The sequence below is a fragment of the Shimia fortis genome (genome assembly GCF_040225985.1).
GTDB lineage: Bacteria > Pseudomonadota > Alphaproteobacteria > Rhodobacterales > Rhodobacteraceae > Shimia.
In genome coordinates this window covers 75,237-102,227 of the sequence record NZ_JBBPEU010000001.1, presented here as the reverse complement: position 1 = coordinate 102,227, position 26,991 = coordinate 75,237, and the positions used below count along the sequence as shown (strand labels likewise).

The window sequence follows — 26,991 nt, the reverse complement described above, 5'->3', positions numbered from 1 at the left end:
CGATTCACCCTCGACCGAAAATTAAGCAGATTTTCACTCAGAACGCGGAACGTGCTGACGAGATTATTTCCAAACCGGGAAAGACAATGACTCTTGCTCGTCAACTGGCCGAGGAGCGACGCGCGCGCCTTGCCGCAGAGCGCCTGCTGGAATTGAAACAGGCGGAACTGTTTGAAGCGAACCGCAAGCTGGGCCAGCATGCCCAACAGCTTTCGAACGAAATCGTAGAAACCCGCGCAGAAGTCGAAACCGTGCGTTTTGAAAATCAACGCGTCAAATCCGACCTTCAAGTGGCAAATCACAAAATGGAAATCGCCGAGCGCAGGCTTTGGCATTCCATCGAGACAATTCAGGATGGCTTCGCGTTCTTCGATGCCGAAAGCAAACTGATCGCGGCGAACCCGTCATACCTCGCGATCTTCGATGGTCTGGAGGAGGTCGGCCCTGGCATCACATATCAGCGAATCCTCGAGTTGATCACGGAAGAGGGTATTTTCCACACAGGGGACATGTCAGCGCATAGCTGGTGTGCCTCGATGATCGAACGATGGCACAGACCAAACCCCGCACCCATTGTCTGCCGGCTTTGGAATGGCGAATACATCAAGATGATGGACCGGCGTGGGCATGGGGGGGATATTGTCAGCCTTGCGCTGAACATCACCGACACGGTTCGATACGAGGCGAAACTGCGCAAGGAACAGGAACGCGCCGAGTCGGCCAACCGGGCAAAGTCTGCGTTCCTCGCGAATATGAGCCATGAAATCCGCACGCCCATGAACGGTGTCGTGGGGATGGCGGATCTGCTTCTGGATACACCGATGAATGAAGAGCAGCAGCTTTTTGTCTCGACCATCAAGAATTCGGGCGAGGCGTTACTGGTGATCATCAACGATGTTCTAGACTATTCTAAAATCGAGGCGGAAAAGCTCTCGCTTCATCCCGAAACCTTTGATCTGGAACGTTGCATCCATGACATCCTAACACTGCTGCAACCCAGTGCGCGGGAAAAGTCGGTCGACCTGATCGTGGATTACGACCTGTTCCTGCCAACCCTATTCGTAGGGGATCCCGGACGTATACGGCAGGTTTTGACGAACCTGATCGGCAATGCGGTCAAGTTTACGCATGAAGGCCATGTGCTTGTGCGTGTGGTTGGAGAACCCCGCGCAGAAAGCGGGTCGTGTGAGTTGCATGTAACCGTCGAAGATACCGGGATCGGGATTCCGGCTGACAAGGTCGCGCACATTTTTGGTGAATTCAATCAGGTCGAGGCCGAGCGCAATCGCAAATTTGAAGGGACCGGACTTGGCCTCGCGATTTCCGAAAGGCTGCTAGAACTGATGGATGGTGAGATATGGGTCGACTCGCGAGAGGGGGACGGGACGAGTTTCGGATTCCGGATCGAACTGCCTGTGGATGAAGATCTCAGTATCAACCCCCCCGCGTTGCCTGCTCATATCCAGACGGTACTTGTGGCCGATCGGCACCGTGTCAATCGCACACTGCTGCAAAAACAGATGGAGCAGATGGGGGCCAAGGTCATCTTGTCGAGCGACGCTAAGGAGGCACTGTCGCTTGCGGCCGATGTGGATCTCATCATTTCGGATCAGGGGCTGCCGCCTATGACCGGTATGCAATTCGCTACGGCGCTGAGGAACGCAGGGGTCATCGCACCTTGCCTGATCCTGAGCTCAAATCCGGTGGATGTTGAACCCCAAGGGGCCAATGGTACGTTTGAAGGCGTCATCAAGAAACCGACGTCACGTCGAGAACTTTTTCAAAAGATCGCAGATGCCACCGCCGGACCAGTCCAACTCGCCCAGGCCGAAGAACCAGCGACTTTAACAGAAGGCTGTCGGAAACTGAAAATCCTTGCCGCTGAAGACAACAAAACCAACCGCCTGTTGCTGGAAAAACTTCTGGCGCCGCTCGACATTGACCTGCAGTTCGCAAAGAATGGCGTTGAGGCCGTCGAAGCCTTTGTGTCCTTCCGGCCGGACATCATCTTTATGGATATCTCGATGCCTGTCATGGATGGCAAAGAGGCGACAGCTCGAATTCGTCAGAGCGAGTCAAGCCATGGCCAAGTGCCCATTGTCGCGCTGACCGCCCATGCTGTGGACGGGGACAAAGAAGGCATCATGTCGGCGGGCCTTGACCACTATCTGACCAAACCTTTGCGCAAGGCTGAAATCTTCCGGATCATCCGGGATCTTTTGCCCAAGCACGTCAGCGATCCATTTCCAAATGCTCTGGGCGCCACCGGCTCGTAACCTGCTAGGCGGCTTTCCCATCCGGATAGTCCCGCAAGAAAACCATGCGATCCCCTTCAGACAGGTCTGGCTCGTAAGCATAACCGCCAAGATCAAAGTCCTTGAGGCTTTCAGGATTGGACAGGCGGTTCTGGATAATGAACCTCGCCATTGACCCGCGCGCCTTCTTGGCAAAAAAGCTGACTATTTTCGGGGTGCCGTTCTTGTTTTCCATGAAAACGGGCGTGATGACCCGAATCTGTAGAGCGTCGGGATCAACGGCGCCAAAATATTCTTGGCTCGCACAGTTGACCAGAACATCTGTTTTCAGCTGTTCGGCTTGCGCATTCAATGCTTTGGCAATGCTGTCGCGCCAAAACTCATAGAGATTCTTGCCGCGCCGGGTCTTCAGGCGACTGCCCATTTCCAGGCGATAAGGCTGCATCGCATCGAGGGGTCGCAATAGACCGTAGAGCCCTGATAGGATACGCAGATGATCCTGCGCCCATTGCATTTCTTCGGGGTCCAGCGAAGATGCCTCCAGGCCCACATAGGTATCGCCGGCAAAGGCATGTACAGCAGGGCGCGTCGCAAAACCGTCCGGCTCGGCCTCGAAAGCCTTGAAGCGATCCCGGTTCAGCTTGGCCAGATCGGGACTGAGAGACATGAGCTTTTGCAGGTCCCCCAGCGTGAGGTTACGCGCAGTTTTCACCAGCTTCAGGGCTTCATCCTGAAATACAGGCGTGGTGGTTGACCCCCCAACGGGATCCCAATTCAGGCGTTTTGCCGGAGAAATGACGACGAGCATGTAAGGGTTCCTTGCATTCCTGACGGCAAATCTAGCTCGCCTCGCGCAGAACGTCCAGAAAAGCCGCCCCAAACCGGTCCGCCCGTTTTTCGCCAAGCAACTGATTCAGGCTCGCCTGATCCTTGGGGCGCAGACTCGCGACCTTGGCCAGCAAAGAGGCCGAGCAGCTTAGTGGCTTGTCGGTGCCTTTGGGGCCGCGTGCTAGATCGGCCTGCACTGCAAGCAACTCATCATAAAGAGAACCTGCTTCGCGACCGGCCAGCTTGCGCCGGGTCGGGTGCATTTTTTCGGCTTCGCCATTGATGATTTCTAGGAAAGCATCGCCGTAGCTGGCCAGTTTCTTCGCTCCGACACCGCCGATCCGTGCCATCTCGTCTACCGAGCAGGGCCGTTTCTCGGCCATTTCGATAAGTGTGCGATCGTTGAAGATGACATAGGCTGGGACGCGCGCCGCTTCCGCCAGCGCCCGCCGTTTGGCCTTGAGTGCGCTCAGAAGCGGTGCGTCTTCTTCGTTGACCAGGGTTTTGGCAGCAGGGCGGCGGTCTGCCTTGCGGATTGAATCTTGGCGCAGTTCAATGGTGGCCTCACCTTTGAGCAGGGGAAGGGCATCGTCCGTCATGCGCAGCCCACCGTGCCGATCGGGGTCGGGCCTAAGAAGGTCGCGCCCCATCATCTGCCGAAAAATGACCTGCCATTGGCGACGGCTGTATTCTTGTCCCACCCCAAAGGTCGGCAAAGTATCATGGCCACGCTCGCGCACCTTGTCGGTTTCATTGCCAAGCAGGATGTCGATCAAATGCCCAGAGCCGAACCATTCCCCTGTGCGCAGGGCGGCCGACAGGGCCTTGCGCACGGCGGTGGTGCCATCGAACACATCCGCCGGAGTGTCGCACAGATCACAGTTTCCGCAGCTGACATTTGTCTCGCCAAAATACTCGAGCAGTGATTGCCTGCGGCACCGCAGTGCTTCGGCGAGACCCAACAGGGCGTTCAGCCGCGCGTGGTCGGCCACGCGTCGCTCTGGCGGGGCCAGACCTTCGTCAATTTGCGAACGCCGCAGACGGATATCGTCCGGACCAAACAGTGTTAGGGTTTCTGCCGGCGCGCCATCCCGACCTGCGCGTCCGATTTCCTGATAATAGGCTTCGATTGATTTTGGCAGGTCGGCATGTGCGACCCAGCGAATGTCGGGCTTGTCGATGCCCATGCCGAAGGCCACCGTAGCCACGACGACCATGCCGTCTTCCTGCTGAAACCTTGTTTCTGCCGAGCGCCGTGCTTCGGGGTCCATGCCACCGTGGTAGTGGATCGCGAGGTGTCCATCCTGCCCAAGTGCGGCGGCAATGCTTTCGGTTTTGGCTCTTGTCCCGCAGTACACAATGCCGGATTGACCCTTCCGTGCCGCGGCAAAGTCGAGAATTTGCCGACGAGGGCTGTCTTTGGCGGCAAAAGCCAGGTGGATGTTCGGGCGATCGAAACCGTGTAGAAACGTGTTCGGGACTTGTCCGTCGAACAATCGGTTAACGATTTCATCCCGCGTTTCCGCATCCGCCGTGGCCGTGAAGGCGGCGAGGGGCACATTCAGGGCGCGGCGCAAATCACCGATGCGCAGGTAATCGGGGCGAAAATCGTGGCCCCACTGGCTGACGCAATGGGCTTCGTCTACGGCGATCAGGCCAACCCCGATTCGACGCAACATCCCCAGCGCGGCCCCGGAGGATAGCCGTTCCGGCGCGATATAAAGCAGCTTGAGCCTGCCCGTCTCGACGGCGTCCCACACAGCGGCGTTTTCTTCATCGGTATTTCCGGATGTCAGAGCCCCGGCTTCGACCCCAGCCTCGCGCAAGGCACGCACCTGATCGCGCATCAGGGCAATCAGCGGGGAAATGACAACCGTGACACCGTCCCGGACAAGAGCGGGAAGTTGAAAACACAATGACTTGCCACCACCGGTCGGCATGATGGCAAGCACGTTTTCCCCACGCACCACGGCCTCAACAATCTCTTCCTGCCCGGGGCGAAAAGAGTCGAATCCGAAGACGTCACGCAATAACGTGCCAGCGGCGCACATTTGGGAACCCGTGTTTTGATTTCAGTCTGCTCGTTAGAGCTGACTTTCCCATAACCGGATTCCGTGAACAAGCCCCGAACAGGTCTAGAATAGCAAGGACGGCAGAACGTAGTCGCGCAGGCTGATAATGATGATAAACGCCACCAACGGCGCCAGGTCCAGAGGCCGCGTATCCGGCAGGATATTCCGTATTGGGGTATAGATCGGTTCAAGCAGACGGTTCAGGCCGTACCATATCTGCGCCACGAATTGCTGGCCAAGGTTCAACACCTGAAAGCTGATCAGCCAACTCATGATGATGTGGATCAGCATGATGAAGAATGCCACATCCAGAATGAGCCGAAGAGGTCCGTAAATTGCCATCATGAGCCGATGTCTCCGTGTTGTCCGACAAACAATTAAGCATCTGCATCGCAAAGGGCAAGTGTGGCGCGGGGTCGTGGTTGACGTTACCGTAAAGCAGGCAGAAAACGGGCTTGAACATTAGGAGAGTCGCCCGTGTATCCCGTCATTCGTATGCTCAAAGAGTTGGCAAAGAACCGCAACGCAGAACCGCTTGCGCTTACGGGGACGCATGTGTCCACGCATATCTGCTGGCCCTGGGATATCGATATCTGGATGGAGTTGAACAACGGGCGCACGCTGACCCTGCTTGATTTGGGGCGTATCCCGTTGGCCATGCGGATCGGGCTGATCAACGTGATGCGTCGTGAACGCTGGAGCATGACCATGGCTGGTGTCAGTGTGCGATATCGCCGCCGTATCAAGACGTTTGAACGCTTTGAAATTCGCAGTCGCGCCGTTTGCTGGGATGACAAGTTTGTTTATCTGGAACAGTCCAGTTGGAAAAAGAACGGGGAATGCGCCAACCATGCCTTGTACCGGGCGGCCCTGACCGACAAGAACGGGATTGTCTCGCCCGCGCGTGTCATTGATGCGATGGGCATTACAGCGACAAGCCCCGAAACACCCAATTGGGTGCAAAACTGGATTGACGCCGAGGGCTCCCGCCCTTGGCCCCCGATGCAGGATTAGCTTGCCCCGTCCATCCGTCCATGCGTTAAGTTAAGAAAACGCATAGGGACAGGCATGGCGGAAATTTCTCAACGCAAGCGCATTTGGGGCTGGTGGTTCTTTGACTGGGCCAGCCAGCCGTATCACACGCTGTTGGTCACTTTCATTTTCGGACCGTTTTTTGCAGTTGTTGCCACCGAGTACTTCCTGGGCACTGGCATGGAGGAAGAGGCGGCCAAGGCTGGCGCACAATCCCTTTGGGCCTGGAATATGGGGGCGGCCGGTCTGATCATTGGCATCGGCGCGCCGATCATGGGCGCCCTGGCCGATACGCGAGGCAGACGCCGCCCGTGGATCATGGGCTTTTCGGCAATGTATGTTATCGGCGCCGCCGCGCTTTGGTTCATCGCGTTGGACGGGTCGAACCTGTACTGGATGCTTATCTTCTTTTCGCTGGGCTTTATCGGGGCGGAATACGCGCTGATCTTCATCAATTCGCAGCTTCCTGAGTTGGGAACCGAAGAAGAGGTTGGCGAAATCTCGGGATCGGGGTTTGCATTCGGCTATTTTGGTGGCTTGCTGTCCCTGATCATTGTCCTGGTATTTTTTGCTGAGATGGGCGAGGGAAAAACTATTGCGGGGCTGGCCCCGGCGTTTGGCCTATTGGATGCCGATCAGATGCAAGGCACGCGGGCGACCGGACCGATCACCGCGCTTTGGTATCTGGTGTTCATGATCCCCTACTTCCGCTGGGTGCACGAACCTTTGGTCAACAAGGTGCGCGGTACCGTGTCCGAAGCGATGGCGACTCTTGCCGAGACAATTGGCAAGCTGAAATATCGCCGGAGCCTGTTGTGGTTCCTGATTTCTTCGATGCTGTACCGCGATGCGCTGAACGGGATGTATACATTCGGCGGAATCTACGCCAACCTCGTTCTGGACTGGTCGGTTCCGCAGGTCGGCATTTTCGGCATTCTCGGGGCGACCAGTGCGGTCTTTTTTAGCTGGATTGGTGGCAAACTGGACAAGCGGTTTGGCCCGAAACCGGTCATCATCGGGGCAATCTGGGTCTTGATCGGGTCCGCCATTGTGATCATCAACATGTCACGCGAAGAATTTTTCGGAATGCCCTTGGCCGAAGGATCAAACCTGCCTGATATCGTGATGATGATCTGCGGCGCCCTGTTCGGGGGCATGGGCGGTATCCTGCAGGCGGCAAGCCGGACACTGATGGTACGCCACACCGATCCCGCCACGCCGACCGAGAGCTTTGGCCTTTACGGGCTGTCAGGACGGGCTACGGCCTTTATCGCGCCGATCCTTATCGGCATCGCCACGACCATGACGGGGTCGGCAAGACTTGGCGTATCGCCGGTCATCCTGCTTTTCGTTCTGGGTTTGATCCTGCTACGCTGGGTCAACGCAAAGGGAGACAAGGAAACATGGGCAGACGCTTCCTGATACTGATGGCGGTTCTGGCAGTCGCTGCCTGTCAAACCAAAACCTCAGAAGAGGCGACGGTTTCCACCAAGCAGAAAATCCCGGCTTCTATGCAGGGCGTCGAGGCGCGACAACTGTTCGGCGCGACCAAGCAAGGGTCTGCCCAAAAGGCGGAACCGTTTGGCGGCTATTCCAAGGGCTGCGTCGCGGGTGCGGTGCAATTGCCCGAAACTGGACCCACCTGGCAGGCAATGCGCCTGTCGCGCAACCGGAACTGGGGTTATCCTGAAACGATCGACTTTATCCGCGACCTGTCGGCCAAAGCGGCGCGGCAGCCCGGGTGGAACGGTCTCTATATAGGGGATATTAGCCAGCCGCGCGGCGGACCGATGCTATCTGGTCATAGAAGTCACCAGATCGGGATGGATATTGATATCTGGATGCGCCCTGCGGACCGCTTGAACCTGAGCGTGTCGGAGCGTGAAAACATTTCCTCGATCTCGATGCGGCGCTCGAATGGAGCCTATGTGAACAGCGGCTGGACACGCGCGCATCATGAAATCCTGAAGGCCGCTGCCAAGGATCCGCGCACAGCGCGCATTTTCGTGTTCCCCGGGGCCAAAGTTCAGATGTGCAACGATGAAAAGGGGAATCGAGCCTGGCTGCGCAAGGTCCGCCCGTGGTGGGGACACCACTATCATTTTCATGTGCGCCTGAACTGCCCCAAAGGCGCGACAGGCTGCGTGAACCAAAGCGCGCCCCCGCCGGGTGACGGATGCAAGGATGCCGAGAAGTGGGTGCATGATATCCTGTTCCCCCCGCCGCCCAATCCGAACGCCCCCAAGCCGAAACCACGTCGTCAACTTGAAATGGCAGATCTTCCCGGACAATGCGTAAACGTTTTGCAATCACCCTGATCGCGCTTCTGACAGTCGGGGTAGGGTGGCAGGCGGTTCGTGCGGGCTTTCAAAGCCATGCACAACTGGTATCGATTACACCTTGGCACATCTCCCAAAGCTGGTTCGGAGGGTTTTCTGGGATCGAGGTCTCGGAGGGCGGGCGCAGCTTCACCATACTGTCTGACCGGAGCCACTTTGCCACCGGGCATTTCGCGCGTGAAAACGGGCGTATTACGGCGTTGACGATGGATCAGCACGGTGCCTTGCTGGATAGCGCGGGGCGACCACCGGCTGCCAAGTTGAAAGACTCTGAGGGGTTGGCCCTGCAGGACGGGTATCCGGCATTCGTATCGTTCGAGGGGCGGCATCGTGTCGAGGCCTACAAGTCTCTTGGACAGCGGGCGACCATCCTGCCCAAGGAAGATTTCTTTCGTGCTTTTCGCCTGAACGGGTCGCTTGAAGCTTTGGCTATTGATGCACAAGGCCGCCTTTATGCCATGTCGGAAGAACCGATTGGTTCAGAGGAGCGAACCGTGGTTCTGCGATATGAAAGAGGTAAATGGTACATGCCCTTTTCAATACAGCGGTCGGATGGGTTCAAGCCTGTCGGTGCAGATATCGGACCGGACGGCAGGTTCTATCTGCTGGAACGCGGCTTTAACGGTTTTGGCTTTCGCAGTCGCGTGCGGCGTTTTGATATGGGCAAAGATGGTTTCAAAAATGATACCGAGCTTTTGCGAACAAGGACGGGGGTTCATGATAACCTAGAAGGGTTGTCTGTCTGGCGGGACTCCCAAGGGCGTATTCGCCTGACCATGATCTCTGACGACAATTTCCGCTTTATCCAGCGCACCGAAATTGTGGAATACGTGGTTCCTTAGACCCACTTGATTTGTTCTGCATGTCTCTATAAACCCCGCCCGTCCCGTAATCCTGCGGGGCCAAGTCGCCGCTACCTTGTCAAAACGGGCTTAGAGATATGAAAACCATCCACCTTCCCGGCATTCTTGCCATGGCTGCTATTGTTGTAGCCTCAAACATCCTTGTGCAATTCCTGTTCGGCCAATGGCTGACATGGGGGGCCTTTACCTATCCGCTTGCGTTTCTTGTTACGGACATCATGAATCGTGTCTACGGTGTTGCCGCTGCGCGCCGGGTTGTCTTTGTCGGCTTTCTCGTCGGGGTCGCCTGTTCCGCGATTGGCACCCAGATCATGCTGCAAGGCGATGGATATACCTATCCCGCAGTTACACTTCGGATCGCGATCGGTTCGGGGCTTGCGTTTCTGACGGCACAACTGATGGACGTTGCGATTTTTGACCGTCTGCGTTCCGGCGCATGGTGGCGTGCCCCGCTTGCGTCGACCTTGGTCGGGTCGTCTGTCGACACCGCGATTTTCTTTACGATCGCGTTCTCTGGCGCCTTGACAGTCCTTGAGCCTGCAAATGATGTGAGCTGGGCAGGGGAAATGCTGCCTCTTCTGGATGTCGGTCCTGTGGTCCCCCTTTGGGTGAGCCTTGGTTTTGCCGACTGGATGGTGAAATTGACCCTAGCACTGCTTGCTCTTGTGCCATTCCGCATCATCGTGGGGTTTTTGGTGCCGCGCACCACATGATTTTGTTTGACTTATCCACAGGCTGTGGCAACCTGACCTTGCGAAACAGCTTGAAAGGAGGTGCCCATTGTCTAGAGAAGCTATGGAGAAAGGTGTCGGAACAGTTCGGAAGGAGTGCAGCTGAGGCAGCCCTTGGCTGATACGAAAACCGAATTGGTGCACGCCTAACCGGCGCACCTCCTACCATCTCGAAGGGCTGTTCCAGCGTAGGAACGGCCCTTTTTGATATCGTCTCTGTGTTCTGCAAACCCAGACCGCGCTTTGAAAAGGCCAAGTCATGCTTGTCATCAACGATCAGATCACTTTGCAAGACTGGGAACTGACCGAACAGTTTATCCGCGCCTCTGGTCCGGGTGGGCAAAACGTGAATAAGGTTGCCACCGCAGTCGAACTTCGTTTCGAAGCAGAGCGGTCGCCTTCTCTGCCACCGCAGGTCAAAGCGCGCCTGAAACGTTTGGCAGGACGCCGTTGGACCAAGGACGGCGCAATCATCATCCAATGTGACGAAACCCGCAGCCAGGCGCGCAACCGCGATATTGCGCGGGACCGTTTGGCAGAACTGATCCGAAAGGCAACCGTCGCGCCGAAGCGCCGGATCAAGACCAAGCCGACTTATGGGTCCCAGCAACGTCGCCTCAAGGCCAAGAAAGAACGCGGGGAGGTTAAATCCATGCGAGGCAGAGTGCGCGGCGAAGACCTGTGATCTTGCCTCTCTTTGCACCTGTGTTGCAAAGTAGGGGTCAATATCGACAAAAAAACATCAGGAGACACTAAAGCAAATGAGCAAACGCTTTGTGTTTCTATTGCTGCCGAATTACTCAGCCATGTCGTTTTCCATGTCGATGGAAACCTTGCGTTTGGCAAACAGGATGAGCGGCGAAAAGCCGTTTGAACGTCTTGTCTGCTCTGAAGGGGGTATCCCCGTTCGAGATTCGCTTGGCGCCGAATTCCCGATAGATCATGGTCTGGAAGAGTTTGGGCGAGACAGCATTATCGTGATTTGTTCCGGCTTGAACGTCCGAGAGACATGCGCTCCTGCCGTTCTGCAATGGTTGAGACGCTGTGCGCGCCAGGGCAGCGAAATTGCGGGTCTGAACACCGGGGCTTGGGTGATGGCCAAGGCGGGTTTGCTAGATGGCTATACCGCGACAATTCATTGGGAAAACCGGTCCAGTTTTGTCGAGGAATTTCCCGAGGTAGAACTTTCTGACTATACCTACATCGTCCGGGACAAACGGTATTCAACGGCGGGCGGAACGTCGTCAATTGACCTGATGTTGCACCTCATTGCCGAAGCGGAAGGGCAAGAGTTGGCCAACCTCGTGGCGGATCAGCTGATGTATACGAACATTCGGGTGCTGCAGCATTCCGCGCGCGTGCAGGTTGCCGAACGCATCGGCATGCGCCACCCGAAGCTTTCGGAAATCCTTGCGCTTATGGAAACCAATCTGGAAGAACCTCTGCGGCCGGGGGATCTTGCACAGACCGTCAATATTTCCACTCGCCAACTTGAGCGGTTGTTCCGGCGCTATCTCAGTGCCACGCCCAAGAAATACTACATGGATATGCGGCTGCAGAGGGCGCAGCACCTTTTGCTGCAGACCTCTATGTCCGTCACGGAAGTATCCGTCGCTTGTGGCTTCAACTCCTCGTCACATTTTTCGCGTTTGTTCCGTCAGCGCTATGGCATGTCCCCTCATCGTTTGCGGGGAGAGCAAGGCGCAGGGTAAACGGGCTTGTATCTTTTGCCTGCTGTGGCATCTAAGAGCCGGGCAGCGAGCAGGAACAGGATATGACCACAGCACTAGAGCGCCGAGCGCGCCTTCTTGGGCCGCACATGACCACCTTTTACCGCGATCCGGTGCATGTCGCGCGTGGCGAAGGTGTTTATCTCTGGGACAAAGACGGCAGGCGGTATCTTGATTGCTATAACAACGTCCCGCATGTCGGACACTGTCACCCGCGCGTCGTCGATGCGATTTGCCGTCAGGCGGGCACGCTGAATACGCACACGCGCTATGTTCATGACGCGATCCTTGATTACGGAGAAGCTCTGACTTCCAAGTTCGCAGACGGCCTTGATAGCATGGTCATGGTGTGTTCGGGATCCGAGGCCAATGACGTGGCCTTGCGGATGGCGCAGGCCGTCACCGGAAAAACCGGGATTATTGGCACGGACAATACCTATCACGGCAATACGGCGGCAGTATCGCAACTGAACTCTTCGAAAGTGCCGGTTGGCGGATATCAGGACCATGTGCGGCAAGTTCCTGCACCAGATAACATGGAGCCGGCCGGCGGATCGCGCGTGGCCCAAGCCGATGCATTTGCTGCGGGCGTGACGCGCGCAATTGCCGAACTTGAGGAAAACGGCCACGGCGTTTCTGCACTCGTTATCTGCCCCTTTTTCGCAAATGAAGGGTTTCCCACGCTGGAGCGCGGATTTCTGGACGAAGCGATTGCAGCGGTGCGTGCCGCAGGGGGGCTGATTATTGCGGATGAGGTCCAGCCAGGATTCGGCAGGATTGGCAGCCACTGGTGGGGGCATGAAAAGCTTGGCTTTACGCCGGATATCGTGACGCTAGGCAAGCCGATGGGGAACGGTCACCCCGTTGCTGCGGTTGTGACCCGACCGGACATTCTTGGCTGTTTTCAGGAGGCGTTCAAATATTTCAACACGTTTGGTGGTAATCCAGTCAGCGCCGCCGCGGCAATGGCTGTGTTGAATGTCATCGAAGACGAGAACCTTGTCGAAAACGCCGATCAGACTGGTCGTTACGCGCTTGGGCTATTGAACGCGTTGGCAAAGCGCCACGATGTGATCGCCGACGTCCGTGGCTCAGGTCTGTTTTTTGGGGTTGAGTTGTGGCGCGATGGAAAGCCCGCAACTGATCTTTGCGCCCAAATGGTCGACGAAATGCGCGATCGGGGTGTGTTGCTGCATTCGGTCGGACGATACGACAATACCCTCAAGGTGCGTCCACCTTGTGTCTTCGGCCGCAAAAACGCCGATCATCTCGCGGATGTGCTGGATCAAGCATTGGGTGCGGTGGCATGAACGACGCCCAAGCTCTCGAATTTGCGCGGCAGGCCATGCGCCATTGGGGCGTGGCGTGTGAACCCCGCCTGATCAAGAACCGAGAGAACGCAGTGTTCGAGGTAAGGGCCCCTGACGATGCGCGGGCAGCGTTGCGGCTGCATCGTCCGGGATACCAGACTGAGGATGCCATCCGTTCGGAACTTTGGTGGACCGAGGCGTTGGTCGAAGGCGGAATGGTTGTTCCGTTGCCTTATCGGACGACGGTCGGGGATGTGCTGGCCTATATCGAAGAAGCCGGTCGCGTGGCGTCTTTGGTCAGCTGGATCGAAGGAGAACCCATGGGCGAAGGGGATGTGCCCCTATCTGGCACGCCCGAACAGCAGGTCACATGGCACCATGCGCTCGGGCGCGAATTGGCCCGGCTGCATATTTTGAGCGACAACGCGACCTTGCCAGTCAACTTTGTGCGCCCAGAATTGTCGATGGAGGCCTTGTTGGGCGATGCGCCCGCGTGGGGGCGGTTCTGGGAGAACCCGTCTCTGTCGCCGACAGAAGCGGACGTTTTGCAAAACGCACGTGATGACTTGCAAGTGGTCCTCTCGGATCACATAACCGCAGGGGCTGACTTTGGCCTTATCCATGCTGATGCGCTGCGCGAAAACGTTATGCTTTGCGGTGATCGGGTGCGGCTGATCGATTTTGACGACGGTGTTTTTGGATTCCGGATGTACGAGTTGGGCGTCGCCATGTCCCAGAACTGGGATCAATCCAACAAACATGCACTGGGTCAGGCGCTGCTGGAGGGATACAGTTCTCTGAGGCCGTTGTCTGAAAATGCGCCAGAGCTGCTAGAGGCGTTTACGCTTTTGAGGGGTCTCGCAAGTTGTGGCTGGGTCATCGGCCGGTATGATCCACACCACCCCGCAACGCGCAGCTATGCCGAGCGGGCGCTTGTCATGTGTCGGCACTGGCGCGATGGCCGTTAGACAAACCGCTTAGACGATCACATCCATTTCGGCCTGTTCACCCACCCCGAACACGCGCTTGTAGCGCGCGATCTCTGAGGCAGGGCCCATTGCCTTGTTTGGATTATCCGATAGCTTCACCGTGGGCTGGCCATTTGCCGAAACTGCCTTGCACACCAAAGAGAAAGGCGCCAACGCGTCGTCAGGTGTTAGTCCGCGGAAATCATTGGTCAGCAAAGTTCCCCATCCAAAGGAAACTTTGGCGCGACCTGCAAACTGCCTGCGCAGTTCAACGATCTTTTCGACATCCAAGCCGTCAGAAAAAATGATCAGCTTGTCGCGTGGGTCTTCGCCCCGGTCCTGCCACCATTTGATTGCGATTTCAGCCCCGGCCGTGGGGTCGCCTGAATCGATTCGGATACCCGTCCAACCGGCAAGCCAGTCAGGCGCACGTTCCAGGAAGCCTTCGGTGCCATAGGTGTCTGGCAGAATGATGCGAAGGTTGCCCTCGTGTTCCTCGTGCCAGTCGGCCAGAACTTGGTAGGGTGCCTGCGCAAGCTCTTCATCACTCTCAGCCAAGGCAGAGTAGACCATCGGCAATTCATGGGCATTGGTTCCGATTGCCTCGATGTCACGCTTCATCGCGATCAGGCAATTAGAGGTTCCGATGAACTTGTTGCCAAGCCCTTCGATCATGGCCTGAACACAGCGGTCTTGCCAAAGATAGGAATGGCGCCTGCGTGTCCCGAAATCAGCAATCCGCAAATCCGGTACATCTCGTAGGTTCTCAATCTTTTCCCAAAGCTTCGTCATGGCGCGCGCGTAGAGCACCTGAAGTTCGAATTTCCGCATATCGTGCAGGACGGCACGCCCCCGGAGTTCCATCAGGACGGCCAGCGCGGGAATTTCCCAAAGCATGACTTCGTGCCATTTCCCTTCAAAGGTCAACTCGTACTGCCCGTTCCTTTTTTCGAGATGGTAGTCCGGCAGTCGGAGGTTTTCGAACCATTCCATAAAGTCGGACCGGAACATCTGGCGTTTGCCATAAAAGGTATTACCCCGTAGAAACGTGCTCTCGCCGCGTGTCAGGGAGAGGGATCTGATATGGTCCAACTGTTCGCGCAACTCGCCTTCGTCGATCAGATCTGCAAGACGCACATGATCGGTGCGATTGATCAGGCTGAACGTGACGGTGGCATCCGGTTTATTGCGGAACACTGATTGACACATGAGCAGCTTGTAAAAATCATTGTCGATCAGAGAACGGACGATCGGGTCGATCTTCCATTTGTGGTTCCAGACGCGGGTGGCAATATCGACCATATCGGGCCTCGTAGTACGATTTCAGCGTTGATAGCCGGAAATTTGCAGAAGGGTCCAGTGAAGATACCTGATCAAAAAGCCACGCCAGCCTTGCGCATCGTGCCAAGAGCGGTGTCCAGTGATCCGTCAAGATCAATCGCACGACAGCAGTCCAGATTTACCGCCACTTTGAACCCAAGCCGTGCTGCATCCTGTGCCGAGAAATTCACACAAAAATCAGTTGCAAGCCCAACCATAAAGAGATCGTTAATCCCCCTGGTTCGCAGGTACCCTTCCAGACCGGTGGGCGTTTTCTGGTCGTTCTCAAAAAACGCAGAATAGCTGTCTATTTGTGGGCTATGACCTTTGCGAATGATTAGGTCTGCCTTGTCGGTGTTCAGGTCAGGATGAAACGCCGCGCCGGGGCTGCCCTGAACGCAGTGATCCGGCCAAAGAACCTGTGGTCCATAAGGCATTTCCACCATGTCGTAAGCAGATTTCCCCTCGTGAGAAGATGCGAAAGACGAATGCCCTGCCGGATGCCAATCCTGGGTCAGGATGATCGAGTCGAAATCGGGCATCATGTGGTTGATCTTCGGTACGATAAGATCCCCTTCCGGCACGGCCAGCGCGCCGCCGGGGCAAAAATCATTCTGGACGTCGATCACGATAAGTGCACGGGCCATGACGCATCTCCTGTCAATGTGTTCGGGATGGCAAGCTAGCTGGTTTCGGCTCATTTTCACACAAACTTGCCGCGAGATTACGAGAAAGCAGTGTTGGGGGCGTGACAAAAAAGCCCGCCGAGCATGGCGGGCTTTCTGTTGTCTCAATCGAAGCGGCTTAACCTTCGAACTTTTTGCCTTTGATCGGCGCCCACAGCTTCTTGTTCGTCAGATACAGAAGCGAAGCCAGCAGGGTCAGCATCAGAACACCGACAAAACCGGCTTGTTGACGTGCCATCATTTTGGGCTCGGCCGCCCACATCAGGAACGCCGCCACATCTTCAGCTTCGTGGTGCAGAGAGTTCGAGTGACCGTCGGCATATTCCACGTCCTCACCATAGAGCGGCGGGGCCATTGCGATCCAGCCACCGGGGAAAGCGGTGTTTTCGTAGAAGGTAGTGCCGGCTTCCTCTTTCTCTTTGCCGGTATAGCCCGTCAGAAGAGACACGATGTACTCGGGACCACCCATGCCTTTGAACAGTTGGTTCATACCGGTGCCGTAAGGGCCGGAGAAGCCTGCGCGCGCCTTGGCCATCAGCGACAGGTCAGGTGCGTTGGGATCACCGCTTTCCGGGAAGTGGTCAGCCGGGGTGCGCGGACGGAAATCATCCAATTCCGCGTCGAAGATTTCAAGCTGGGCGGCATAGGCGCGCACTTGGTCTTCCGGCATTTGCGGCCCACCTTCGTCAGCCAGCGTCCTCAGGGGCACATAGCGCATACCGTGACATGCAGCACAGACCTCGGTGTAGACTTGCAGACCGCGCTGGAGCTGCATCTGGTCGAAGGCACCGAACGGGCCTTCGAACGAAAAGTCGACATCGTGCACGTGGCCCGCGCCTCCGGCGGCCATGGCGGCCCCTGCCGAGAGAGACAGGGCTGCCGCTGCGGCGATGCTAAGTTTCTTAAGCATTATCCTGTTTCCTTCTTATTCAGCAGGTTTGCCGTAATGGGCGTTAAAGTCTTCCTCGATCGTGGCCGGCGGTGTCAGCGGCTTCTCGATCACACCCAGGATGGGCAGGATCACGAGGAAATAGGCGAACCAGTAAGTTGACCCGATCAAAGAGATCATCGCATAGACGCCTTCGGCGGGCATTGCGCCGGCCCACATCAGCACGACGAAGTCTATCAGCAGCAAGTAGAACCACCACTTGAACATCGGACGGAAACGACCCGAACGGACGCGGCTGGTGTCCAGCCACGGCACGATGGCCATGACCGCGATCGCGCCGAACATTGCCAGGACGCCGAAGAACTTCGCATCGACGATCCCGCCGGTGATCCAGCTTGCGAACATCACGACCCAGACATCTGCGGTAAAGGCCCGCAGGATTGCGTAGAAGGGCAAGAAGTACCATTCCGGCACAATGTGCGCAGGCGTCGCCAGAGCGTTGGCTTCGATATAGTTGTCAGGGTGACCGAAGTAATTCGGCATGAAGCCAACAACGGCGAAGAACAAGATCAATACGATGCTCAGGCCCACGAGATCCTTGATCACGAAGTAGGGCCAGAAGGGCAGCGTGTCTTTTGCGGCTTCTTCCTTCGATCCGCGGCGTACTTCAACACCGGTGGGGTTGTTGTTGCCCGTGGTGTGGAACGCCCAGATGTGAACGATCACAAGCGCGGCGATCACGAAGGGCAGCAGGTAGTGCAGCGAGAAGAAACGGTTCAGCGTGGCATTGTCCACCGCCGGGCCGCCCAGCAGCCAGGTCTGGATAGGTTCGCCAATGAACGGGATCGCGCCGAACAGGCCGGTGATCACGGTCGCGCCCCAGAAGGACATCTGACCCCAAGGCAGAACGTAACCCATGAAGCCGGTCGCCATCATCAGCAGGAAGATGATCATGCCGATGATCCACGTGATTTCACGCGGGGCCTTGTAAGAACCGTAGTAGAGGCCGCGGAACATGTGGATATAAACCGCGAAGAAGAACAGCGACGCGCCGTTCATGTGAATGTAACGGATCATATGCCCGCCATTCACGTTGCGCATGATGTGTTCTACGCTGGCAAAGGCCAGATCGACATGCGGCGTGTAGTGCATCACCAGAACGATACCGGTCACGATCTGTAGCACGAGGCAGAATGCGAGCACGATACCCCAGATCCACCACCAGTTCAGGTTCTTGGGGGTGGGGATCATGATGGTGTCATAAATCAGGCCAACGATCGGCAGGCGGCCATGCAGCCACTTTTCACCGCCGGTCTTCGGCTCGTAATGGTCGTGGGGAATTCCGGACATGTTTGCGCTCCTTATCCCAGTTTGATCGTCGATTCATCGACGAATTCGGCAACGGGAACCCACAGGTTCTCGGGAGCCGGGCCTTTGCGGATGCGGCCGGACGTGTCGTAGTGCGACCCGTGGCAGGGGCAGAACCAGCCGCCGAACTCGCCTGCGCCGTCACCAATCGGCACACAGCCGAGGTGGGTGCAAACGCCGATCATGACCAGCCATTCGCCGGCTTCGTCCAGCGAGCGGTTTTCGTCCATGGCATCCAGCGCCATGTCGTTGCGGTTCTGGCCCATCTTGTCGATGGTCAGGTCATCCAGGGTCACGGCGCGTGCGGCGTCGATTTCTTCTTGGGTACGACGACGGATAAACACAGGTTTACCAAGCCACTTGACGGTCAGCTGCGTGCCGGGTTCGACACCCGAAACGTCTACGCGGATCGACGACAGTGCTTTTACGTCAGCCGAGGGATTCATCTGATTGACAAGCGGCCAAACGGCGGCGCCTGCGGTCACGGCACCTGCACCAGCGGTGGCATAGTAGAGAAAGTCTCTGCGGGTGCCTTCGTGATCTTCTGCGTGGGACACGAGGTTATCTCCATTCTTAGGCCAGTCTTGAGGCCACATACTGTAGGGCCACGCGCAGCGCGGCCTCTCCAATTGCGCTATGTAGCGAAGGCCGCCCCACCCGTCCAGACAACTTTGACACGGAACGCGGCCTCGCGTCCCTCTGTCGCGCTTTTGTGCCGGATGCGCCACATTGCTTTGTGCGGCAATGGCGTAACATGCGGCATTTCAAATGTATTCAAGCGAAAATCCTGCTTTTCCGTGGTGTTTTCAGGCGCACGAGTCGCTTCGGATTTAGTCTTTGGGGGCTGTTGCAATCATGCTGGGGCGCTGGGAGAAGTCTTCGTACCAAGCGGCGAGTGCGTCATTCCCGCGACGCCATTTGCGGGCGTCATGGCGAAAGTCGAGATATCCCAACGCGCAGCCAATCGCGATCTGCCCCATGTCCAACGGACCGGCAAGGTGACTCATCCAGCGGGTGTTTACGGCAGCAACAGCGCGGGCCACCTTATCCCACTGCGCCTCTCTCCACGCCTCGTCCTGCATTTCGGGTGCTCTGAGGCGACCCTCATAGGTTACAAGCACGGCCGCATCCATGATACCGTCTGCCGTTGCTTCCAAGGTTAGAACGTCCCAAAGCATGGTTTGGGGATAAAGCCCACTTTGTACGCGGGCATCCAGAAAACGGCAAATGACGCGCGAGTCGTAAAGCGCCGGGGCGTCAGGGCGGATCAAGGCGGGAATCTTACCCACAGGGTTTGCGGCCTTGACGTCGTCAGTGGTTGCAAGCGGAGACGTCTTCACATCAAGTAAGTCGACTTTCTCCAGTTGGTTGGTTTCGTGCAGCAAGACACGGACCTTGCGGACAAAAGGCGAGGCGCTGGCGGAAACGAGTTTCATCTGGATACCTTTCTTGTGGTCGACTGCATCAGGGCGGCTAGAGAAGCGGTCTCGGACCCGATCTCATGTTGCGCGACCTTGGACGCCGCGGCAAGCCGTGCCGCTTCAGGTTTGTTTTGGCCCAACTTCAATGTGCCCTGCACATCTGTGATGGTCAGACGAAAAGGCCGGATCATCCGCATCATGCGGCCGAGCACGTCGGGCTGCATTTTGCTTTGTTTCCAGACAGGTTTGGGCGCCAGCCGTTCTTCAAAGGAATCGGAGAGACTTTCCACAAGATCCGGCAAGGCGCTGTCAGGCAAAGGGGAAAGTGTGCCAACCAGGTGAACGGCGACATAGTTCCATGTCGGAACCTGATCTTCGAGGTTGTACCAGTCGGGTGAAATGTAGCTGTGTGGTCCGCTGACGGCGAGGGTCGCGGCAAGAAATTCGCTTGTCAGGCGGCTGATAGGGTTGGAGCGCACAAGATGAAGGTCCGCATACCTTCCATCTTCGGACAGGAGAAACGGAATATGTGACAAAAGTGGCGCGGTTTCGGTCGAAACGGCCAGAACGCCAAACCCCCGGTCACGTGCGAAAGCCAGGTTGTTTGCGCGAGATTCCTGACGAAAGGCTGGATTGGGATGCATAGGGGCCTCGGCGGTTATGAAGTGCTATTGGATGTTGCAAGTGGCAGCAGGCCTTGGCAAGGTCGCAATGTTCTCAGGGCGGGGTGAAATTCCCCACCGGCGGTATGTGGGGTTTCCCACGAGCCCGCGAGCGGCTTCGAACAGGTTTCGATGTGTCAGCAGATCCGGTGAGAGGCCGGAGCCGACGGTTACAGTCCGGATGAAAGAGAATAGAAGAGTAGGACGGACCCTGACTGGGGTGCGCCCTATTGTTCGTGATCGCCTTGGGTGACGTGTCTTTCCCGTCAGGGAAATCGTTCAGAAAGGAGATCACGATGACACACACCCGATTTGCATTCATCAAGGCGCAATGGCACGCCGGTGTTGTTGATCGCGCATTAGAGGGGTTTTGCGAAATCATTCCCGCCGCGCAGGTCGACGTTTTTGACGTGCCGGGCGCGTTTGAAATGCCGCTCTTGGCCCGCGATCTGGCGGCTTCCGGAAAATACGAGGCCGTTGCCGCGGCGGCTTTTGTCGTAGACGGCGGTATTTACCGGCATGACTTTGTCGCACAGGCCGTTGTCGATGGATTGATGCGTGCAGCGCTTGATACAGGTGTTCCGGTACTGTCAGTTTCTCTGACCCCGCATAACTATCAGGAAACCGAACACCACGACGCTATTTTTCGTGCTCATTTCGTCGAAAAAGGGCGCGAAGCCGCCCGTGCAGCGCTCGGGATCATCACGACCCGTACACAGGTCAAGGCCGCCGCTTAAAGATACGGCATGCTTTGCGATGACTCGCCCTATCCCCGCTGTGGGATAGGGCAACGGGCCAGATCAATTTGGGTCGTGGCGCTACCAAGATATTTCAGGGAAACAGCGTAACCGGGTCACCCGCCTGCCACTTTGGATACTTGAACATGATGCCAGCGAAACGGTCCGAGGTGATGAACCGGTCAAGCCACCCCTGCAAAGCAGACCAATCCTGAGCGTCGAACCAAGTTTTGTCCGTAAATGCGAATTGCCGAACAAAAGGAAGGATTGCGAAATCTGCCAGTCTCGGTTTGTTACCGAACAGCCAGAGTTTGTCCGTCAGCACCGTGTTCAGGTGCCAAAGATGCGCGCTGGCCCTTGCGCGTTCTTCCTCTCGGATGCAGTTTTCATAGCGTGTGTGATACTTGTACCGGTCGAGTGCAGTTTTGAAAGGACCATCCGTCGCTGCAATGAGCGCATGTCCGTCTTCGGGCATACCCAGAAGGGCCTCGGGGTCCTTTTGGTTTAACGCCCAGACCATGATGTCGAGGCTTTCATCAATGGTTTCGTGCCCGGTGACAAGGCAGGGCACGGTTGCGCTTGGCGAGGTCGCCAGAAATTCGGGGGCCTTGTCGCGTAACAAGACTTCGCGCAATTCCGTTTGGATGCCCGCACTTGCCAGTCCAAGACGCGCGCGCATCGCATAAGGGCAACGGCGGAAACTGTAGAGGATAGGCGTCACGGCAAATGTCCCCTAGTTTTTGGCCAGAAGCTGCCCGTTCTCGACGCCTCCGATCACGGCGGCCACGATCTGCCCCTCGGCTTGGGGTGTTTGGAAACGGACTTCTGCAAACTGTTCCGTACGCCCCATATGCGGGTTTTCCATCAAAACGCGATGTGTCTTGCCGATCTGTGCAGCAAGGTGTTTGGCGACCCGCGACTCTCCTGCCGCGCGCAGTGTTGCTGCGCGCTCCTTGATGACTTGTCCTTGTACCTGGTTGGGTATCTTTGCTGCCGGTGTGCCCTCTCGTTTCGAATACGGGAACACGTGCAGCCATGTCAGGTCACAGTCATCGACAAGTTTCACCGAATTCTCGAAATGCGCATCTGTCTCGGTCGGGAAGCCGGCAATGATATCCGCCCCAAAGGTCATGTCCGGCCGCATCTTGAGCGCCTCTTCGGTAAAGCGGATGGCGTCCTCTCGCAGGTGGCGGCGCGCCATGCGCTTGAGGATCAGGTTGTCCCCATGCTGCAACGACAGGTGAAGGTGCGGCATGAGCCGTGGCTCGGTGGCGATTGCCATCATGAGGTTTTCATCCACCTCAATCGAGTCGATGGACGAAATCCGAAGCCGCGGCAGGTCGGGCACCAACTTCAGAATTCGCATCACGAGATCGCCAAGCTTCGGCTGTGCGGGCAGGTCAGCCCCCCAAGAGGTCAGGTCAACCCCGGTGAGCACCACTTCGTTGTACCCCTTGTCCACCAGTCGTTTAATCTGGTCGACTACGACACCGGCAGGTACCGAGCGCGAGTTCCCCCGACCGTAGGGGATGATGCAAAAGGTGCACCTGTGATCACAGCCGTTCTGTACCTGAACATAGGCGCGGCTGCGCGTGCCGAACCCGTCAATCAAATGCCCCGCGGTTTCGGTCACGGACATAATGTCATCGACCTGCACCTTTTCGGTCTGACCGATGAAATTAGGTCCTTGCTGCACCATGGCGGTCCACGTGGCGGCCTGCATTTTCTCATTGTTCCCGATTACACGGTCTACTTCACTCATCTGTGCGAAGGTCTCGGGTTCGGTCTGTGCTGCACATCCGGTCACGATAATATGGGCATCGGGGTTTTCCCGGCGGAGTTTGCGAATCTCTTGGCGCGCCTTGCGCACCGCTTCGGCCGTCACCGCGCAGGTGTTTACGATGACCGCATTCTCAAGCCCTGCCTGTTGCGACAGATCTTTCATGGCCTCGGTTTCGTAAGCATTCAGCCTGCAGCCCAAGGTCGTGAACTTTGGGGGAGACTTTAGCGGCCCTGACATGACGCCGCCTCGATAAATTCAGTTGTGAAGGTGCCAGAAAATACATGGGTTGTTCCACCCGTCATCCAGACACCATCATCAGCCCATGCAATGTTCAGTGTTCCGCCATCCAGGTCGATCCGGACGGAGCGGCCCGTCAAGCCGCGCCGGGCAGCGGCAACCGCCGTTGCACAAGACGATGACCCCGAGGCGAGCGTGATCCCCACGCCGCGTTCCCAGACGCGCATCCGGATGTGATCGGGCCCGATGACTTGTGCCACCTGCACATTTGTACGCTCTGGATAGAGCGGATGATGTTCAAAGTGTGCGCCGAATGTTGCCAAATCAACGGAATCAACATCATCCACGAAAAAGGTACAATGCGGGTTGCCCATGCCGGTCGCGGTTGGCGCGCCTTCAATCGGAAGTTCCAGTGTGTCGATCGCCTCGGCAAGAGGAACATCCCGCCAATCCAGTTGCGGATGGCCCATGTTGACTGACGTATCACCCTGTCCCGCATCGCGAGCCAGAAGAATACCGCGATCGGTGGTTAGGCGCAGGGTTGTCAGTCCGGTCTCGTTCAGAATTTTTCTTGCGATACAACGCGTTGCATTCCCGCACGCGGCCGAGAGGGATCCATCGCTGTTGTAAAAGGTCAGATGCGCGTCATGAGCACCGTTCTCGATCACCGCCAGTTGGTCAAAGCCCACACCACGATGCCGGTCGGCAATGGCCATGACAAGCTCAGCCGAAAGAGGGATATCACGCTTGCGTGCATCCAAAACGACAAAGTCGTTGCCAAGCCCATGCATTTTTTCGAAGGGCAGGTCCGTATTTTTCAGATTGATCATGAGGCGCATATACGCCCGTTGGAAAAAGGTTTCCAGTCATGTGCATTTTTTGTGAAGAATCGTCTTGACCCTCCGAGACGCAGGGCATACTAACCGCGCCTACAGAGAGTGGGCCGTTAGCTCAGTTGGTAGAGCAACTGACTTTTAATCAGTGGGTCATAGGTTCGAATCCTATACGGCTCACCACTGAAATCAAATACTTACAATATTGTGATCCGCGCCTACCCTTCAATGGGTAAGCGAAAGGTAAGCTTTTGGTTCCAGATTTCCTTTGATTTCCCCTAAGGGTTGCGTCAGCGTCGGCGCAATAGGGAGACGATGATGGGCCATATTAGGCTTGGCACCCTGCCACAGTCAAAAAAGTGGCGCGATGTCGTTGGTTTGATTGATTCTGATGCGTCGGTTGACGTGATTGCTGAGGCGGTGGCGAAGGCCTCGGAGCGAGACCTTTCCAATGCGAGCAAAGACCCGCGCTTTCAATTCGTGGCATCGCTTCTTGTGCGGCTGCCGCTTTTGGCGCGTGCGCCTGGGTTTGAGGACACACTAGTAGGCTTTGGCTGCGGCGATAATCCCCTGGCCTCTGTTACGAGCCTGTTGGCGGGTCTGGACGCTGCCATTGATCGGCAGAGCTTCGGAACCGGGCACTCATCGGATGCAGGGTTGTTGGCCAAATCAGCTTTGCTTGAGTCTTTTTCGCTCCACTTGCGTGATCGGCTGCCAACCCTGTTCGAGCCGACCTCGCAGGAAGTTCGCATTGCGCTGGGCGAATTTGCTTCGGGCGATCAGTTCGCCCACTTGGCTCGGGATTTCTTTGCACGGCTGACTTACCGATCTCTGGACTATTACCTTAGCCGGGAGCTGGCCAACCACATCGGGCAGGACCGCCGTTTTGCGACCGACGCCCAGCGCGTCGCGTTTCAACATGCCTTAGCGCAGCACACATTCGAAGCTTCGCGCATTGTGCAGGAGTTTGCAGGCGGGTGGTTCGGCAAAACGGTCTGGCAGCGGCAATCTCTTGATCAGGACGCAATCAACCGCTTCACCGACTATGCATTTAAGAAAATGAGGTCCGAGCTTGGTCGGCGGCGCGATGCCGTTTGAGCATCGGGTTCGGTGCCTACCGCCGCTGACCAAAAGCGGTGGTGATGCTCAATTGCGTCTCACGATTGACGGGAAACCGGTCGGGGTCAAAGTTTGCATCAGCCATTTGAGCGCGCAGCTTGTGGCCGACTTGTCTGACCGAACAATGGACCTGCTGGAGGTCGCGGCAGTAGTCTACGGAGCCGATGCTGCCGTCAGTCGTGGAGGAACGGCGGACAGGCAAATGGGGGCGCAATGGCACCGGCACTTTGAAGTCGAGATGCCAGTTCGTGATCTCGCGTTTTGGGACTGCACAGAAGTGGTTTCGGCGTTAGAAGAGATGCTGATGTTCCTGTCCGGAGATCGGTTCGTTTTTCGATTTCTTGCGAAAGAAGGGGGCGAAGCCGAACGATCTCTGTTTTTCAAATTTGATGAGGCGAGCGCTTGGCAGCCTACGCGCGTTCTTATGTTTTCGGGTGGCCTTGATTCCTTTGCCGGTGCACTTGAAGAAATTGCGGAGCAAAACCAACGGGTCGCATTGGTGAGCCACTTTTCCGCGTCGAAGATCGCACCGGTTCAGCGCAATCTTCACAAGGCCTTGGCCTTGAAGTTTGGGGAAGGCTGTTGCCGTCATATCTCGGTGCAGGTGCAGATGGTGGGCAAAGGACTCAAGGATGGGACGCACCGAGCCAGATCGTTTCTTTTCGCAGCGCTGGGCGCGGTCACAGCCCAGGCATACAATTTGAACAGAGTCTCATTTTATGAGAACGGGATTGTCAGCTTGAATCTGTCACCGGTTGGCAATGTTCTCGGCACTCGTGCGACTAGGACAACCCATCCGCAAACCCTTACTAGGTTCTCCGATTTCCTGAGCCTTGTGTTCAAGTCTGAAACCCGGATCGACAACCCATTTTTCTGGCGAACGAAGAGGGAGGTGGTCGAGACGGTTGCGCGGTTGGGGATGACCGACCAGATAGCACAGACCCGAAGCTGTGCGGACGTTCACAACCAGACCAAGCAACACATTCACTGTGGTCGATGCTCGCAGTGCATTGATCGGCGGTTTGCCGTTCTTGCTGCTGGTTTGGATCGGTTCGATCCAGAAGAGGCATACCGGGTTTCCTTGATGGACGACGCCAGAACCGATGTCCGAGACCGAGAAATAGCGCTGTCTTATCTGCAGAGCGCATGTGCCTATGAGCATGTCACAGCGCAAGAATTGGAACGTGCCTTGCCAGCCGTAATCAGTGCGGCTGGTCATTTGGCGCAACCCACGGAGACGGCGCTTCATATGATCGCAATGCTGCTAAAGCGGCATGGGGTCGGTGTGTCCGAAGTGATGAGAACGACGTTGAAGGCAAGGGGTGCGGAGGATTTTGCGGAAGGAAGTCTGCCAAGACTCTACGGTGAAGCGCAACGGTCGGCATTCTTGCCCAAAATCGATTCGCCACCTATTGCCGACTATGAACCTTCCAAATCGGCCATAGTGGAGGTGGATGAGGGTAGGCGTCGCGTTGTGATCGACGGCGAGATCATTATCGAACGCAACGCGACGGCGGATCTTGTGATTGCTTTGGCTGAGAAGTGGCTTGAAGGTGCGGGACAAGGTAAAGCGCTTCTCGATTATCCATTCGAAAGTGCAGCGAAACTGGCACAGATATTGGGCTTGGACAGCGATGAAGCTCTGCGCCGGCGGGTCAACCGTGCGAGGCAGTTGCTGAGACAGAAAATGGTTTCTGCTGGCAGAGAACCTAAAGAAGCCGACGCAGTTATCGAAAATCAGCCTTGGCATGGATATCGGCTGTACCCGGACCGTATAACGGTTCGGAAAGTTTGTGACGATTGATGGT

26 protein-coding genes, 1 tRNA gene and 1 riboswitch are annotated in these 26,991 nt (G+C 56.7%); of the genes, 14 read left to right on the top strand and 13 right to left on the bottom strand.

The features are described 5' to 3' along the window. Positions 1 to 86: 86 nt before the first annotated feature. Positions 87 to 2,276 (top strand): response regulator, encoded by a 2,190-nt coding sequence (locus WNE31_RS00490; RefSeq protein ID WP_349977622.1) that lies wholly within the window; start codon positions 87 to 89, stop codon positions 2,274 to 2,276. Positions 2,277 to 2,280: 4 nt separating this feature from the next. Here the strand turns inward: WNE31_RS00490 and yaaA are convergent, their stop codons facing one another. The 3 genes from yaaA to WNE31_RS00475 form a co-directional block, all read right to left on the bottom strand. Then, the gene (yaaA, locus tag WNE31_RS00485; protein WP_349978236.1) at positions 2,281 to 3,063 is read right to left on the bottom strand and encodes a peroxide stress protein YaaA; all 783 of its coding nucleotides are present in this window, start codon (positions 3,061 to 3,063) and stop codon (positions 2,281 to 2,283) included. Between the two features lie 31 nt (positions 3,064 to 3,094). After that, the gene (gene recQ, locus WNE31_RS00480; RefSeq protein WP_349977621.1) at positions 3,095 to 5,134 is read right to left on the bottom strand and encodes a DNA helicase RecQ; all 2,040 of its coding nucleotides are present in this window, start codon (positions 5,132 to 5,134) and stop codon (positions 3,095 to 3,097) included. A gap of 84 nt (positions 5,135 to 5,218) precedes the next feature. Then, positions 5,219 to 5,500, bottom strand: coding sequence for a YggT family protein (locus WNE31_RS00475; protein WP_349977620.1), 282 nt, complete (start codon positions 5,498 to 5,500; stop codon positions 5,219 to 5,221). 132 nt (positions 5,501 to 5,632) lie between these two features. Between WNE31_RS00475 and WNE31_RS00470 the strand changes: the two genes are divergently transcribed. The 9 genes from WNE31_RS00470 (at position 5,633) to WNE31_RS00430 (ending at position 14,128) form a co-directional block, all read left to right on the top strand. Further along, on the top strand, positions 5,633 to 6,169 hold the full coding sequence (locus WNE31_RS00470) for an acyl-CoA thioesterase (RefSeq protein ID WP_349977619.1): 537 nt from the start codon (positions 5,633 to 5,635) through the stop codon (positions 6,167 to 6,169). 54 nt (positions 6,170 to 6,223) lie between these two features. Beyond that, positions 6,224 to 7,609, top strand: coding sequence for an MFS transporter (locus tag WNE31_RS00465; RefSeq protein ID WP_349977618.1), 1,386 nt, complete (start codon positions 6,224 to 6,226; stop codon positions 7,607 to 7,609). 89 nt (positions 7,610 to 7,698) lie between these two features. Next, positions 7,699 to 8,505: a penicillin-insensitive murein endopeptidase gene (gene mepA / locus WNE31_RS00460; protein ID WP_463407412.1), complete on the top strand. Its 807-nt coding sequence runs from the start codon at positions 7,699 to 7,701 to the stop codon at positions 8,503 to 8,505. Next, positions 8,478 to 9,368 (top strand): esterase-like activity of phytase family protein, encoded by an 891-nt coding sequence (locus WNE31_RS00455; protein WP_349977616.1) that lies wholly within the window; start codon positions 8,478 to 8,480, stop codon positions 9,366 to 9,368. Before mepA ends, WNE31_RS00455 begins: the two co-directional genes overlap by 28 nt. Before the next feature lie 98 nt (positions 9,369 to 9,466). Further along, positions 9,467 to 10,102: a queuosine precursor transporter gene (locus tag WNE31_RS00450; protein ID WP_349977615.1), complete on the top strand. Its 636-nt coding sequence runs from the start codon at positions 9,467 to 9,469 to the stop codon at positions 10,100 to 10,102. A 277-nt stretch (positions 10,103 to 10,379) separates the two neighbouring features. After that, on the top strand, positions 10,380 to 10,805 hold the full coding sequence (arfB, locus tag WNE31_RS00445) for an alternative ribosome rescue aminoacyl-tRNA hydrolase ArfB (protein ID WP_349977614.1): 426 nt from the start codon (positions 10,380 to 10,382) through the stop codon (positions 10,803 to 10,805). Positions 10,806 to 10,881: 76 nt separating this feature from the next. After that, the gene (locus WNE31_RS00440) at positions 10,882 to 11,832 is read left to right on the top strand and encodes a GlxA family transcriptional regulator (RefSeq protein ID WP_349977613.1); all 951 of its coding nucleotides are present in this window, start codon (positions 10,882 to 10,884) and stop codon (positions 11,830 to 11,832) included. Positions 11,833 to 11,894: 62 nt separating this feature from the next. Continuing rightward, positions 11,895 to 13,160 (top strand): aspartate aminotransferase family protein, encoded by a 1,266-nt coding sequence (locus WNE31_RS00435; protein ID WP_349977612.1) that lies wholly within the window; start codon positions 11,895 to 11,897, stop codon positions 13,158 to 13,160. Beyond that, positions 13,157 to 14,128, top strand: a complete 972-nt coding sequence (locus WNE31_RS00430; RefSeq protein WP_349977611.1) for a phosphotransferase enzyme family protein — start codon at positions 13,157 to 13,159, stop codon at positions 14,126 to 14,128. The genes WNE31_RS00435 and WNE31_RS00430 overlap by 4 nt, the downstream gene beginning before the upstream one ends. Positions 14,129 to 14,137: 9 nt before the next feature. Here the strand turns inward: WNE31_RS00430 and pncB are convergent, their stop codons facing one another. From pncB to WNE31_RS00395, 7 genes are all read right to left on the bottom strand, one after another. Continuing rightward, positions 14,138 to 15,430 carry a nicotinate phosphoribosyltransferase gene (pncB, locus tag WNE31_RS00425; RefSeq protein WP_349977610.1) on the bottom strand — a complete coding sequence of 431 codons (1,293 nt, stop codon included), beginning with the start codon at positions 15,428 to 15,430 and terminating at the stop codon, positions 14,138 to 14,140. A gap of 71 nt (positions 15,431 to 15,501) precedes the next feature. Continuing rightward, positions 15,502 to 16,095, bottom strand: coding sequence for a bifunctional nicotinamidase/pyrazinamidase (gene pncA, locus WNE31_RS00420; RefSeq protein WP_349977609.1), 594 nt, complete (start codon positions 16,093 to 16,095; stop codon positions 15,502 to 15,504). A 157-nt stretch (positions 16,096 to 16,252) separates the two neighbouring features. Next, entirely contained in the window at positions 16,253 to 17,044 is a 792-nt protein-coding gene (locus WNE31_RS00415; RefSeq protein WP_349977608.1) for a cytochrome c1, read from the bottom strand. A gap of 15 nt (positions 17,045 to 17,059) precedes the next feature. Continuing rightward, entirely contained in the window at positions 17,060 to 18,373 is a 1,314-nt protein-coding gene (gene petB / locus WNE31_RS00410) for a cytochrome b (protein ID WP_349977607.1), read from the bottom strand. A gap of 11 nt (positions 18,374 to 18,384) precedes the next feature. Beyond that, complete coding sequence (gene petA, locus WNE31_RS00405; protein WP_349977606.1) at positions 18,385 to 18,948, bottom strand: ubiquinol-cytochrome c reductase iron-sulfur subunit; 564 nt, start codon at positions 18,946 to 18,948, stop codon at positions 18,385 to 18,387. Positions 18,949 to 19,221: 273 nt separating this feature from the next. Then, positions 19,222 to 19,827, bottom strand: coding sequence for a glutathione S-transferase (locus tag WNE31_RS00400; protein ID WP_349977605.1), 606 nt, complete (start codon positions 19,825 to 19,827; stop codon positions 19,222 to 19,224). Next, positions 19,824 to 20,456, bottom strand: a complete 633-nt coding sequence (locus WNE31_RS00395) for an FMN-binding negative transcriptional regulator (protein WP_349977604.1) — start codon at positions 20,454 to 20,456, stop codon at positions 19,824 to 19,826. Before WNE31_RS00395 ends, WNE31_RS00400 begins: the two co-directional genes overlap by 4 nt. A 65-nt stretch (positions 20,457 to 20,521) precedes the next feature. Beyond that, positions 20,522 to 20,671, top strand: a riboswitch (FMN riboswitch). Between the two features lie 99 nt (positions 20,672 to 20,770). Here WNE31_RS00395 and WNE31_RS00390 point away from each other — a divergent pair. Further along, entirely contained in the window at positions 20,771 to 21,211 is a 441-nt protein-coding gene (locus tag WNE31_RS00390; RefSeq protein ID WP_349977603.1) for a 6,7-dimethyl-8-ribityllumazine synthase, read from the top strand. Positions 21,212 to 21,305: 94 nt separating this feature from the next. Here WNE31_RS00390 and WNE31_RS00385 read toward each other — a convergent pair whose 3' ends face one another. From WNE31_RS00385 to dapF, 3 genes are read right to left on the bottom strand one after another with little or no spacing between them, the layout of a single operon-like run. After that, complete coding sequence (locus WNE31_RS00385; RefSeq protein WP_349977602.1) at positions 21,306 to 21,932, bottom strand: glutathione S-transferase; 627 nt, start codon at positions 21,930 to 21,932, stop codon at positions 21,306 to 21,308. Between the two features lie 12 nt (positions 21,933 to 21,944). After that, positions 21,945 to 23,231 carry a tRNA (N(6)-L-threonylcarbamoyladenosine(37)-C(2))-methylthiotransferase MtaB gene (gene mtaB, locus WNE31_RS00380; RefSeq protein WP_349977601.1) on the bottom strand — a complete coding sequence of 429 codons (1,287 nt, stop codon included), beginning with the start codon at positions 23,229 to 23,231 and terminating at the stop codon, positions 21,945 to 21,947. Further along, positions 23,216 to 24,061 (bottom strand): diaminopimelate epimerase, encoded by an 846-nt coding sequence (dapF, locus tag WNE31_RS00375; protein ID WP_349977600.1) that lies wholly within the window; start codon positions 24,059 to 24,061, stop codon positions 23,216 to 23,218. Before dapF ends, mtaB begins: the two co-directional genes overlap by 16 nt. Before the next feature lie 110 nt (positions 24,062 to 24,171). Between dapF and WNE31_RS00370 the strand changes: the two genes are divergently transcribed. The 3 genes from WNE31_RS00370 to WNE31_RS00360 all read left to right on the top strand — a co-directional run bounded on the left by WNE31_RS00370 (position 24,172) and on the right by WNE31_RS00360 (position 26,987). After that, positions 24,172 to 24,247 (top strand) — tRNA-Lys (locus WNE31_RS00370). A gap of 132 nt (positions 24,248 to 24,379) precedes the next feature. Then, on the top strand, positions 24,380 to 25,162 hold the full coding sequence (locus WNE31_RS00365; protein ID WP_349977599.1) for a hypothetical protein: 783 nt from the start codon (positions 24,380 to 24,382) through the stop codon (positions 25,160 to 25,162). Beyond that, positions 25,137 to 26,987, top strand: a complete 1,851-nt coding sequence (locus WNE31_RS00360) for a 7-cyano-7-deazaguanine synthase (RefSeq protein ID WP_349977598.1) — start codon at positions 25,137 to 25,139, stop codon at positions 26,985 to 26,987. The genes WNE31_RS00365 and WNE31_RS00360 overlap by 26 nt, the downstream gene beginning before the upstream one ends. The last annotated feature ends 4 nt before the right edge of the window (positions 26,988 to 26,991 follow it).